The sequence below is a fragment of the Lacibacter sp. genome (genome assembly GCF_035299325.1).
Lineage (GTDB): Bacteria > Bacteroidota > Bacteroidia > Chitinophagales > Chitinophagaceae > Lacibacter.
The window spans coordinates 106,320-118,614 of the sequence record NZ_DATGWT010000013.1 but is presented as its reverse complement, the minus strand read 5'-3'; the positions used below and the strand labels follow the sequence as shown (position 1 = coordinate 118,614).

Sequence of the window (12,295 nt, the reverse complement as noted above, 5' to 3'; positions counted from 1 at the left end):
TTTACCGCAGAGAACACGACAATCATAATTCAACAACATGAAATCAATTTTCAGCTTTCTGTTTTTGCTTCCGTTGTTTGCTCTTGCGCAGCAATATGATGTATTAATCACCAACGGAAAAATTCTCGATGGTACAGGCAATCATTGGTTCTATGCCGATCTTGCTGTGAAAGACGGAAAGATCGTTGCCATTGGCAAATTGAAACAGCAAGATGCGAAACGTGTAATTGATGCAAAGGGATTGATGGTGGCACCCGGCTTTATTGATGTACACACACATATTGAAGGTGAAGAAAAACGAACGCCCACAGCTGATAATTTTATTTACGATGGCGTTACAACGGTGGTAACGGGCAACTGTGGTTCATCACAGGTTGATATGAAAAAATACTTTGCATTCATTGATAGTTTGAAAACGTCGATCAACATTGCAGCACTCATCGGTCATAACGATGTTCGCAGAACAGTGCTTGGTCGTGCAATGAAAGATCCTACCGAAACAGAAATGCAACAGATGATTTCATTGGTGGAAGAAGCCATGAAAAACGGAGCAGTAGGTTTTTCAACCGGACTGATTTATATCCCCGGCACATATTCCAAAACTGATGAAGTGGTGAAACTTGCAGGTGCTGCCGCAAAGTATAACGGTGTGTATGCAAGTCATATCCGCAATGAAGGTGATAGTGTGGCAGTCGCTATTCGGGAAGCCATACAGATCGGTTATCTAAATAAAATGCCGGTTGAAATTTCACATTTCAAAGTGAGTGGTCAACAAAACTGGGGACGCAGCAAAGAAACCGTTGCCATGATCGAAACAGCAAGAAGAGATGGTGTGGATGTAACCATTGATCAATATCCTTACACTGCCAGCAGCACTTCGCTTGGCACATTGATACCCGATGAAATTTTAGCTGACGGACAAGATTCAATTGTTGCACGATTGAACCGACCGGATGTAAGGAAATATGTAATTGCATCGATGTTGAAAAGTTTAAAGAAACGCAAGCTAAAGCATTTCAGTTATCCTGTGGTTGCCAATTACCGTTTTGATACCACACTCAATGGAAAAAGTATTGAACAGGTAAATCTTATTAAAGGAAAAAAGCATAAAGCAAAAGCAGAGGCAGAAACAATTATTGAAATGGTGATCAACGGCGGCGCACAAATGGTGTTTCATGGTATGAGCGAAGCTGATGTAAAACGAATTATGCAATACCCATTCAATATGTTTGCAAGCGATGCAGGTATTCGTGCATTTGGTAGTGGTGTGCCGCATCCACGTGGCTATGGTACAAACGCAAGAGTATTGGCGAAATATGTGCGTGAAGAAAAAATACTCACGTTGGAAGAAGCCATACGCAGAATGACATCGCTCCCAGCACAAAAATTTCAACTAAAAGATCGTGGTTTGTTGAAAGAAGGTATGGCTGCTGATATTGTGATCTTTGATGCAGCAACTGTAAAAGACAATTCAACATTTGAACAACCGCATCAATATTCAACCGGCTTTACGTTTGTGTTGGTGAATGGCCAGGTTGTTGTTGAAGATGGAAAGCATAACGGCACAAGAAGCGGTCGCTCACTCAAAGGACCGGGCTTTCAATTGTAAATTTGTCAATCAACAGGAATGAAATTTCTTTCTTTCATCATTTGTACCTGCTTATTTATTTCTGCTTTTGCGCAGGAACGAAAACCGGCTGAAGCATATGGCATCAAAATAGGTGTGATGCAAAAAGGTGCTACCAATTCAATAGTGGATGTGGCAGGTGTAAAAGTTGGCCAGGTTACATTGATCGTTGCCGACAGTATTCGCACCGGTGTAACTGCTATTCTACCGCATAGCGACAATCTGTTTCAGCAAAAAGTACCTGCTGCAGTTTACACCGGAAATGGTTTTGGTAAACTCGCAGGCACCACACAAATAAAAGAACTCGGCAATATTGAATCGCCGATCATCTTAACCAATACATTAAGTGTTGCAGAAGGAATCAATGGCGTTATCAATTACACACTTGCACAAAAAGGAAATGAACAGGTGCAATCGGTGAATGCTATTGTTGGTGAAACAAATGATGGTGCGTTGAATGATATACGTGGCAAGCATGTAAAAGTTGATCATGTATTGCAAGCGATCAATACAGCATCCACTCAAAAACCTCAACAGGGAAATGTGGGTGCAGGTACCGGCACAGTTTGTTTTGGATTTAAAGGAGGTATTGGTACTGCTTCCCGAAAACTGCCTGCATCGTTAGGTGGTTATACCGTTGGTGTGTTGGTACAAACAAATTTTGGAGGTGTGTTGCAGATCGATGGTGTGCCTGTTGGCGAAAAGCTGGGGCGTTATTCATTCAGCGATCAATTACAAAATCCGGTTGATGGTTCCTGCATGATCGTTGTTGCTACCGATGCTCCGCTCGACAGTCGTAATCTCGAACGTTTAGCCAAACGTGCTTTCATGGGTTTAGCAAAAACAGGCGGCATTGCATCAAACGGCAGCGGCGATTATGTGATCGCTTTCTCCAACAACGCATCTGTGTTGATTGCGCACGACAGCAAAACTTCCACCATTACAACAACGGTATTACGTAACGATGAAATGAGTCCGCTGTTCATGGCAGCTATTGAAGCAACAGAGGAAGCCATCATCAATTCTTTATTTATGGCAACAGATATGAAAGGTAAAGGCGGACGAACCATTGAATCCTTACCGTTAGATAAAGTAATTCCGATCTTAAAACAATACAATCGCATCAACTGAGTATGTGGGCATTCATCAACAATCAATTTGTAACAGTAGATCAGGCAGTATTGCCGGTAAGTGACCTTTCGATCCAACGTGGTTATGGCGTATTTGATTTTTTTCGCACAGCAGAACATGTGCCACTGTTCATCGATCATCATTTAGATCGTTTGCGACATTCAGCTTCAGTTCTGCGCTTACAGCTTCCGTATAACAATGTTGAGTTGAAAAATATTGTTCGTGAACTCATCAGAAAAAATAGTCTTTCAAGTTCCGGCATCCGCATCACCGTAACCGGTGGCAATGCAATTGATACGTACACACCCACTACACCAAATCTCATCATCACACAAAGCACATTAACGATGGATGCAGCGTTTGATCCGTCAAAAGGGTTACATCTCATCACCGAAGAATATGTACGTGAATTGCCAACGGTAAAATCGATCAACTACCTGATGGGTGTATACCTGCAACAGAAAGTAAAAGATTCAGGTGCAAGTGATGTGTTGTATGTAAAGAATGGATTCATCAGTGAGTTGCCACGTTCCAATGTGTTTGTTGTAACAACAGATAATAAATTGCTTACAGCAAATGAACATGTATTGTACGGCATCACCCGAAATCATATTCTGCAAATCGCAACATCAGTCTTGGAAGTAAAAGAACAACCAGTTTCACTTACTGATGTACTCAATGCAAAAGAAGTGTTTGTAAGCAGCACTACAAAACGGTTACTTCCCGTTTTTTCTGTCAATGGAAATAAAGTTGGCAATGGCAATACCGGAACTGTTACCACTGATCTTTATCAACGCTTTCTTGAAATGGAGCATCAATTCATCAAGAAAGGTTGGTAACAAATTTATCCAGGCTTAACTTTTTCTGTTGCTGATATAAAAATCACGCAGCAGTTCAGCTCCTTTTAATTTACCCGGATCTTTCCACCAGCTTTGTTTCTGCCACTGCATATACTGCTTCCGTTCCTCTAATAAAAAAGATTGCAGAAAAGGAGCCGGTGTCATTTGTTGTTTTTCATTTACTGATGGAGGCAATGGATAATTAACTGCAACAGGTGCAAGCGACTTAGCCTTCCCAAACTGAGTCGTTAATGATTGACCATAATTTGTACTGAACTTATAAGTAACTGAAGATTGTGGCAATTGCTTTTGTTGCCAATTCTGTTGTTGTTTATTATGATAGCCCGCAAGTTGCTGAAGCGTCGGTTTTTTAGGAAGATTTTGTGCGGTTACAGTAAAAGCAGGAGCGAGTATGAGCACTGCTAACCAAATTGTTTTTCCCTTTTCCGGGAACACCAGTTGCGGGAGGTGATACTTACTAAACATACACTGATTTTTAATTGATGATCAATTACAGGGCATGATTAAACTGTAAAGAACTTGTTTCTGTAAGTTACAACACTAAACAAAGAAATCAAATAGCTGTTATAACAATCCCGGGGCTGAAGAATCATTTTGTAACTTGTACGCCTCCTTCACTGATATGAAAATACTCTGGCAATATTTAAAACCCTACCGTAAGCTGGTATTTGTGGCACTGCTGCTGGCTGGTATTGCACAAATACTTTCGTTATACGATCCAATTATTCTTGGCCGCATCATCGACGATTATACACTGAATCCTGATAGTAAGACGGAACCAGAGCAGATTCGAGGTGTGCTGGTATTATTAGGTATTGCACTGGGTATTGCGTTGGCTGCCAGGCTATTCTTATCCTTCAAAGATTATGTGATGAGGTTGGTGGTGCAGAAATTCGGGATGCAGATCTTTAATGACGGATTACGTCAGATGCTTCGTTTGCCTTACCAGGATTTTGAAGATCAGAGCAGTGGTGAAATTTTATCCATTCTGCAAAAAGTACGTAACGATACAGAACGCTTCATTACTGCTTTCATTAATATTCTATTCTCGTCTATTGTTGGCATTGGTTTTCTTATCTGGTATGCATTTACCAAACATTGGGCATTAATACCTGTTTTCTTAATTGGTGTGGTATTACTTGGCGGATTAACAAGTATACTCAGCCGTTCCATTAAAGTATTGCAACGTTCACTCATCCGGCAGAACAGGCAAATGAGCGGAACCATCACCGAAAGCTTACGCAATATTGAATTAGTGAAAAGTTTAGGTTTAACTTATCCTGAGATAAAACGATTGCGCACACACACGCAGGAAATTTTTGATCTTGAAATGCAGAAAGTGAAAAAGATCCGTTCGCTTTCTTTTTTCCAGGGAAGCATTCTTATTCTGCTGAAGCAATCGATCCTGTTTATTTTACTGTGGCTCATCTTCCGTAAAGTATTGTCGCCGGGTGAATTGATCTCGATGCAGTTTATTTCAACCGGCATCATCGGACCTTTACAGGATCTTGGCAGTATCATTCTTTCTTATCGTGAAGCAGAAGCATCGCTGCAATTGTTTAATGAATTGATGTTGAAAGAAACAGAATACCGTCCTGAAGAACCGGTTGATGTGGGAGAAATTGAACACCTGCGTTTTGATGAGGTTACCTTTCGTCATCGCACTGCAACAACCAATGCACTGGAACGTATTTCATTCGAAGCATCATTGGGCGATACCATTGCATTTGTCGGGCCATCGGGTTCAGGCAAATCAACACTGGTGAAATTATTGGTTGGATTATATACGCCGGTTGATGGTGATATTTTGTATGATGATGTTTCATCGAAAGATATCCGTTACAACCGCATGCGCAAACAGTTAGGGTTTGTGACGCAGGAAACACAATTATTCTCCGGCAGCATCCGTGATAATATGAAGTTTGTAAAAGCAGATGCAACAGATGAAGAAATTTATTCTGCTTTAGAAAAAGCATCAGCACTCGCCATCATCAACAATAAAGATCTGGGATTAGATACTCTGCTGGGCGAAGGCGGTAAAAAATTATCAGGTGGTGAAAAACAACGTTTGTCTATTGCACGTGCTTTGTTACGCAAGCCTCGGTTATTGATCTTTGATGAAGCTACTTCTGCATTGGATTCAATCACGGAAGAACAGATCACCCAAACGGTTCGGGAAATTTCCAGTTTAAAACAACAGATCACCATTCTCATCGCACATCGTCTTTCTACTATCATGCATGCAGATACTATTTTTGTATTGGAGAAAGGAAAGATCGTTGAGCAAGGCAGTCATGATGCATTAGTAAGCAACAAAGGTTTGTATTATGCGATGTGGAGGCAGCAAATTGGTGAACGGAAGACGATGGCGGCGGCGATTGAAGATAACGATGAGGAATTTGAAGAAGCTGAATAAGCAATCTTATTATATCCTGAGCTTCATTTTACAACTATTGCATAGACTCTTTTCCCTATCCAGCTTCATTTGTCCTTCTGCATCAACCATAATACAGGTTTCATCCGGGCAATGATACAGGCCAAAGTTGTGACCCATTTCATGCACCACCAATTTGAACAATCGTTGCTGAAAATGCTTTTGTGAGGTGGCTGTTTTTCGCAAGCGAAAAGTTGAAACAACACAGGAGTTACCAGGCTTATAGCCTAAGCCCATCACACCATAATCTTTATGTGCTCCCTTGTTGACAGAGACATCCTCGTTTGTAATTCCAACGATCGATCTGACTGAATCTGCTGTTATTTGTTTGAGCCATTTAATGGTAGAATCGGCACGGTAGCGACTACGGGGTTTATAGTAAAAGTTTGCAGGAAAGTTCTTTTTACCCGCAATTACAACTTTAACAGGATAGAATTTCTCAACGGTATCTTTCAGGTATGCAAGCATCTTTGCATCGTCAAATCGCAATGGTTGTAAAATAATAATTGGCTTTACCATTTTTTTCTTTTGTACAGATGCATGTTCTTTACAAGCTGCAATGGAAAAAAGAGAAAAGCCAATTAAATACAAAATGCTTTTACAAGGTGAAAGCATAATTACTTTTTGAAATAAGGAGTATGCCTGTCTGCAAAATCTTTATCTGCCTTATTGTAAGTATTAATGATATTCGATTGTGTATCGCCGATAAATTTTCCGGTGCTGTTAAATGTATTTACAGCAGCATTCATTTCGTTTACGGCTTTATTGTAAGCGTCAATATCTTGTTGTGTTCTGTCTCTTTGCGGTTTACTGTCAAATGATTTTTTTACTTTCTCAAAGTTTTCGTTCTTTAAAATAAAGTCGGTCATCTTTGGCACATCATTTTCGCTCATGCGTTTAAACTGATTGAGTGCATACTTGCAGGCATTGGCCAAGGAAGGATCACCTGAAAAGTTTTTCATTGTGTCCAGCACTGCAAGTCCATCTTTCGCATAAGTGATCACGGCATTACGTGCCTGCTCAATATCAGTTACTTTATTTGTTTTGATGGCTTTGTTCATTTCATTCCACTGCCAGTTACATTTAAAGAACAGGAGATAAACAACGTTTCTGTACTCAACCACATCAGATGCTTTATTCATTTTCTCTGCAAATTCATTTGTGCCTCCATCAACCAGCTGCACATTGTTTCTTGCAGCAAATTCTTTTGTTGCCACCCGGCGTTTTTCACTTGCTTCAGCCAGTTTTTCTGATGTTTTTTCCTGGAGCAAGAGGTATGCCTGCATTTCGTTGAACGATTGCTCAGCAATATCTTCCATGTTAACGATCTTTGCATAGTCTTCGCTGAAAACCAGGTATAATAATTTCAGGTAATCAATACTGCTCTGCCAAAGAGCTTTATCGCCTTTGAACAGAGGTAACCCAATTACTTTGTTGCGGCTGCTTACAATACCATCCAATACCTGCTGACGCATACGTTCAATTTTTTTAACCCTTCCGCTGTGTGCGGCCGTGCTTACGTAGGCAAGGTACTTTTGATTGGCTTCTTCTTCAGCCTTCTCGATCATATTCATATACTCAACAGGGTTGTCCTGTTGTGCAGTTACGTTTACAATACAAAAAAGTTGAACCAAAAAGAAGAGTGCCAGTTGTTTCGTTTTCATGTGCTGTTTTTATAATGAAGATTTATTTTGTTGCCATTTGCATAACCAGTTGATAACAGATCTGGATATATGGATCGGTAGAAATAAGTTCTTTTGTTTCTTCGTCTGATTCAGTGAGCCACTCACTTGCTTTCAATCGCTGCTTTCTTAATTGATGATTATCGACCGTAAAAACAGAAGCCGGCTGATACTCTTCAAAGAAAAGAATATACTCCTGCTGTTTCTTTTTCATCAGCAGCATGTCATCAAGCTTCAACGATATTTCTTTCAGCTGCTCCATCGACTTATACCACTTCACATATTCGTTTACTTTTTTAAAGTAGGTTGATGTGTCAGTTGCTGAAAGAGCAACCTGCGTTAATTTTTCTTTACCCGCTGTTGCAAGTGGCTTATAATATTTATTAGGTTCAATGGATGTGAGTTTGAAGGAAGTTGTTTTGTCCTTCTCTTTTTCACCAATCGATTGCAGCAGATCAGGCAATACAACATCGGGTTGCACACCTTGCTGTTGTGCAGTAGTTCCGGTAAGCCTGTATAAAGCGGAAGTTGTTATTTTAAGATAGTTGTCTGCTTTTACTTTGCTGAATGTTTCAATGGTTACAGTTGTATCAAGAGGAAAAATGACCTGCCCGGTTGATTTTCCGTATGTAGTTGTACCGGCAATCACTGCACGGTTATAATCCTGCATGGTTGCTGAAAACGTTTCTGAAGCTGACGCACTATATCCATTCACCATTACCAGCAAAGGGCCATCAAAAATGCGTCCGCTGTTTACATCTTTTAAAGTATAAGGTTTGGGTTCTTTTGTTTTTAGCTGTGCCACCGGCCCGCCATCAATAAAAATTCCTGAGAGATCAACCGCTTCCTGCAAAGAACCTCCACCATTAAAACGGATATCAATAATCAGACCTTCAATGTTTTCCTTTTTAAGTTTGATGATCTCTTTCGCTACATCATTGGCACAACCGTTAATACCGGTATTAGTATTCTCCCAATCAAAATAAAAATCAGGAATAGAAATATAGCCGATATTTTTTGTTCCTTTCAATACATATCCCTGCACAATATCTTCTTCGTCTTCTTCTGTTGAAAACCGTTCTTTATAAAGTGTAACTACTCTTGTTGTGCCGTCAGGTTTTTTAACTGTAACAAGAAGTTTATCTGCCTTCATTTCACTCATCACACTATCAACTACCAACATAGCTGAGGTGCCGGTTTGTACAACTTGTTTACCGGGCTCCTGTATGGCAACAATTTTATCTCCGGGGTTAATGGCCCCGCTTTTAAATGCCGAACTTCCCGGTTGCAACCGATCGATCACAACATCGCCATTTTCGTCTTCATCCAACTCAAAACCAAAACGCTTGGGTGTTTGGCCAACTCCTTCATCAAAGTTTTCTTTTTCTTCTTCAGGCAAGAATACAGTATGAGGATCGTAACAGTTAGCCAAAACCTTGCAGAAAAGATTACTGATAAATTCTTCGTTACGACCAGGCACTTGGGCTGCTGTCATCTTCTTTTTCGAAGACGTTTGTATCCGTTTACGGAAAACATTTTCCAAACTGTCGATCAGTTTTTTTTGTGTAGTCCGCTCAGGAAACTCAGCAAGAATATCGGTTATCAGATCCAGTGTTTGCCACTTAACCTGTTTATATAGTTTTTGTTGTTTTGCAGTAATTGATGCAGCGAACGCACTGTCGTCTTTCAAAACAATTTTATCGGGTGCAGAAAAGTTGAAAGGAGTTTTGCAAATAAGTTGAACAAGCGAGTCGTTTTCACGAACACGTTTCTTCATGATGGCAACAGCTGTTTGCAGGAAATTTGTTTTGCGTTGTAGGATCTCTTCATCAAGTGTATTTCTGAAGACGGAGAGTGTTGCAATATCATCGGCCTGGAAAATAAGTTGATCTTTATCTGCTGTGGCAATGAATTGCTGAAATAAATATTGACTGAAAGCATCATTCAATGGCTTTGGTTGAATATGAAATTTGTCAACCATGCGTGTGATCAAAAAAGCCTGTTGCATCGCTTTATTAAAATCCTGGGCATGACCCAAAAGCATTGTTGCAACAAAAAAAAGCATCACCGATACGCTCTTCATTCAGTTAGGTATTTTGGAGAGGAAAAATAATAGAAATCTCTGGTTTTTTGCTTCATTGTGGATTAATAGTCGACCAGTTTTTGCAACACTTCGTGCAGTCTTGCTTTTGCCATGAAGTTTTGTTCCAGTTCAATATTGAAAGGAATGGGTGTATCCAAACTTGCACAACGCATCACCGGCGCATCCAATAATTCAAAACAATGCTCAGCAATCCATGCTGCAATTTCACCACCAATACCGCCAATCAATGTGTCTTCGTGCAACAATAACACACGACCCGTGCGTTGAACTGCTGCACGAATGGCCGCATAATCCAACGGAGCAAGCGAACGTAAGTCGAGTATGTCAATTGAAATTTCCGGATGCTCGGCTGCATAATCTTCGGCCCAATGCACCGCAGCGCCATACGCAATGATCGCTACTTCATCACCACTTCTTACATGGCGGGCTTTGCCAATTTCAATTTCATAATATTCTTCCGGCACTTGTCCGCTTACTGCACGGTACAATGCTTTGTGTTCAAAATATAAAACAGGATTGGGATCGTTGATAGCAGCGATCAATAAACCTTTTGCATCCATAGGGGTTGATGGATATACTATTTTCAACCCCGGTGTTTTTGTAAACCACGCTTCATTGCTTTGGCTGTGAAACGGACCCGCACCAACCCCGCCGCCTGTAGGCATGCGTATCACCACATCTGCGTTTTGTCCCCAGCGGTAATGGATCTTCGCCAGATTGTTGACGATCTGATTAAATCCCACAGTTACAAAATCAGCAAACTGCATTTCCATCAATCCCTTGTAACCTTCGAGACTTAAACCAAGTGCAGCACCAACAATAGTACTTTCACAAATGGGCGTATTACGCACCCGTTCTTTACCAAACTCCTGCACAAAGCCTTCGGTGATTTTAAATGCACCACCATATTCAGCAATATCCTGTCCCATCAATACAAGATTGGGATGTTGGGTCATGCTTTGATGAAGGGCTTCTTTGATAGCATCAACGAAACGTTTGTCGTGAGTGGTGAGTGGTGAATGCTGAATAATGTCTGAATGATCAAGATGCTTCACTGTTGACTGTCGACTGTCGAATGTCGACTCCGCAAACAGATCATCCAACTCTTCTTCCGTATCAATTTCCATTGGCTTTGCCTGGTTCGCCAACAGCAGTTCACTGTCGATTAAGTTTTTTAATTCTGCACGAATAGATGTTACATCTTCTTCTGTTAACACCGCTTCGCTCAGCAAATACGTTTCAAAATTTTTGATGGGGTCTTTTTCTTCCCATATCTCAAACAAATGTTTGGGTACATATTTTGTTCCGCTGGCTTCTTCATGTCCACGCATGCGGAAGGTCATGCATTCGATCAAATAAGGTTTCTGATGTTCGATGCAATAATCACGCACGCCTTTAATGGTATCGATCACCGAAAGAATATTATTGCCATCGATCTTTACCCCATCCATGCCATAACCTCTTGCACGCTCAACTAAACTTTCGCAACGGTATTGTTCGTTGGTAGGTGTGCTCAACCCATAGCCATTGTTTTCAATAATGAAGATCACGGGCAAATCCCACACAGCAGCCACATTCAAGGCTTCATGAAAATCGCCTTCACTGGTACCACCTTCACCGGTAAAAGCAAGTGAAACCTTTTTATCCTTTCTTAATTTATGTGCGAGTGCCACACCATCAGCAATGGCCAGTTGCGGACCGAGATGCGAAATCATACCACAAACATGATGCGCTTTGCTGCCGAAATGAAAGCTGCGTTCCCGCCCTTTGCTGTAACCTTCTTTATTACCCTGCCATTGCATAAAGAGTTTGTGCAGGGGCATATTGCGGGTGGTGAACACGCCGAGATTGCGGTGCAGCGGCATGATCCATTCGTCAGGATCCAGCGCCAACGTGGCTCCAACAGCAATTGCTTCCTGGCCAATTCCACTAAACCATTTGCTAATTTTTCCCTGCCGGAGCAATAAAAGCATCTTTTCTTCGATTAATCTTGGGTACAGCAAGCTTTTATAAATACTCGTTAACTCAGTGTTGGTAAGGTTTTTGCGTTCGAAGAGCATTTTAAAATTCAATATCTGATGAGAAACAAAGTTCAGGTTTCGTTCCGTTTAAAAAAGGAATTTCTTTTACTAATGTTTGTAATTGCTTGCCAGGTTCCGGCAGCGATCCGGGCACAGGGTCAACCCGGTGATAGCAGCAAAGTCAAGACCGTTAATAAAGCAGCCGAGTTAAAGGTGAAACAGCTGGGTAATAACTGGCAATTTGCCTTCCCCCGCATTCAGTTCAGATCAGCGTTAAAAGTAACCAATAGTAATGGGGCTGTTGTAAAGGCAGTAATGGTTGATGAAGGTTTGGAAGCCATCAGCGTTTCAATCAGCAATTTGCCCAAAGGCATTTATCAATGTGTGTTGGAAAACCGCACCCAACGGTTTGCAGCCAGGGTAATGGTTCGGTAAT

Annotated in this window: 10 protein-coding genes; 5 read left to right on the top strand and 5 right to left on the bottom strand. The window is 41.0% G+C overall.

Annotated elements, in window-relative coordinates; all coding sequences use genetic code 11:
- The first annotated feature begins 37 nt into the window (after positions 1 to 37).
- Genes VK159_RS08580 through VK159_RS08570 form a run of 3 tightly spaced genes read left to right on the top strand, consistent with a single transcriptional unit; the run spans position 38 to position 3,597 of the window.
- Positions 38 to 1,609, top strand: coding sequence for a D-aminoacylase (locus tag VK159_RS08580; RefSeq protein ID WP_324229715.1), 1,572 nt, complete (start codon positions 38 to 40; stop codon positions 1,607 to 1,609).
- Positions 1,610 to 1,627: 18 nt separating this feature from the next.
- Positions 1,628 to 2,758, top strand: a complete 1,131-nt coding sequence (locus tag VK159_RS08575; protein WP_324229714.1) for a P1 family peptidase — start codon at positions 1,628 to 1,630, stop codon at positions 2,756 to 2,758.
- Positions 2,759 to 2,760: 2 nt separating this feature from the next.
- Positions 2,761 to 3,597, top strand: a complete 837-nt coding sequence (locus tag VK159_RS08570) for an aminotransferase class IV (protein ID WP_324229713.1) — start codon at positions 2,761 to 2,763, stop codon at positions 3,595 to 3,597.
- Between the two features lie 15 nt (positions 3,598 to 3,612).
- Here VK159_RS08570 and VK159_RS08565 read toward each other — a convergent pair whose 3' ends face one another.
- Entirely contained in the window at positions 3,613 to 4,083 is a 471-nt protein-coding gene (locus tag VK159_RS08565; RefSeq protein WP_324229712.1) for a hypothetical protein, read from the bottom strand.
- A gap of 157 nt (positions 4,084 to 4,240) precedes the next feature.
- On the opposite strand from VK159_RS08565, the gene VK159_RS08560 reads away from it, so the two are divergent.
- The gene (locus VK159_RS08560; protein ID WP_324229711.1) at positions 4,241 to 6,034 is read left to right on the top strand and encodes an ABC transporter ATP-binding protein; all 1,794 of its coding nucleotides are present in this window, start codon (positions 4,241 to 4,243) and stop codon (positions 6,032 to 6,034) included.
- A 9-nt stretch (positions 6,035 to 6,043) separates the two neighbouring features.
- On the opposite strand, the gene VK159_RS08555 is transcribed toward VK159_RS08560, so the two are convergent.
- From VK159_RS08555 to VK159_RS08540, 4 genes are all read right to left on the bottom strand, one after another.
- Entirely contained in the window at positions 6,044 to 6,667 is a 624-nt protein-coding gene (locus VK159_RS08555) for a zinc-dependent metalloprotease family protein (RefSeq protein WP_324229710.1), read from the bottom strand.
- A 2-nt stretch (positions 6,668 to 6,669) separates the two neighbouring features.
- The gene (locus VK159_RS08550; protein WP_324229709.1) at positions 6,670 to 7,716 is read right to left on the bottom strand and encodes an LIC11966 family surface protein; all 1,047 of its coding nucleotides are present in this window, start codon (positions 7,714 to 7,716) and stop codon (positions 6,670 to 6,672) included.
- Positions 7,717 to 7,738: 22 nt separating this feature from the next.
- On the bottom strand, positions 7,739 to 9,817 hold the full coding sequence (locus VK159_RS08545) for a S41 family peptidase (RefSeq protein ID WP_324229708.1): 2,079 nt from the start codon (positions 9,815 to 9,817) through the stop codon (positions 7,739 to 7,741).
- A 62-nt stretch (positions 9,818 to 9,879) separates the two neighbouring features.
- Positions 9,880 to 11,898 carry a dehydrogenase E1 component subunit alpha/beta gene (locus VK159_RS08540; RefSeq protein WP_324229707.1) on the bottom strand — a complete coding sequence of 673 codons (2,019 nt, stop codon included), beginning with the start codon at positions 11,896 to 11,898 and terminating at the stop codon, positions 9,880 to 9,882.
- Positions 11,899 to 11,916: 18 nt separating this feature from the next.
- Here VK159_RS08540 and VK159_RS08535 point away from each other — a divergent pair, with 18 nt between their 5' ends.
- Complete coding sequence (locus VK159_RS08535; RefSeq protein WP_324229706.1) at positions 11,917 to 12,294, top strand: hypothetical protein; 378 nt, start codon at positions 11,917 to 11,919, stop codon at positions 12,292 to 12,294.
- Position 12,295: the final 1 nt, after the last annotated feature.

Bases quoted from the DNA above. Each gene is read 5' to 3' on its own strand.
- VK159_RS08580 (WP_324229715.1), top strand. From the start codon at position 38: ATGAAATCAATTTTCAGCTTTCTGTTTTTGCTTCCGTTGTTTGCTCTT.
- VK159_RS08575 (WP_324229714.1), top strand. From the start codon at position 1,628: ATGAAATTTCTTTCTTTCATCATTTGTACCTGCTTATTTATTTCTGCT.
- VK159_RS08570 (WP_324229713.1), top strand. From the start codon at position 2,761: ATGTGGGCATTCATCAACAATCAATTTGTAACAGTAGATCAGGCAGTA.
- VK159_RS08565 (WP_324229712.1), bottom strand. From the start codon at position 4,083: ATGTTTAGTAAGTATCACCTCCCGCAACTGGTGTTCCCGGAAAAGGGA.
- VK159_RS08560 (WP_324229711.1), top strand. From the start codon at position 4,241: ATGAAAATACTCTGGCAATATTTAAAACCCTACCGTAAGCTGGTATTT.
- VK159_RS08555 (WP_324229710.1), bottom strand. From the start codon at position 6,667: ATGCTTTCACCTTGTAAAAGCATTTTGTATTTAATTGGCTTTTCTCTT.
- VK159_RS08550 (WP_324229709.1), bottom strand. From the start codon at position 7,716: ATGAAAACGAAACAACTGGCACTCTTCTTTTTGGTTCAACTTTTTTGT.
- VK159_RS08545 (WP_324229708.1), bottom strand. From the start codon at position 9,817: ATGAAGAGCGTATCGGTGATGCTTTTTTTTGTTGCAACAATGCTTTTG.
- VK159_RS08540 (WP_324229707.1), bottom strand. From the start codon at position 11,898: ATGCTCTTCGAACGCAAAAACCTTACCAACACTGAGTTAACGAGTATT.
- VK159_RS08535 (WP_324229706.1), top strand. From the start codon at position 11,917: ATGAGAAACAAAGTTCAGGTTTCGTTCCGTTTAAAAAAGGAATTTCTT.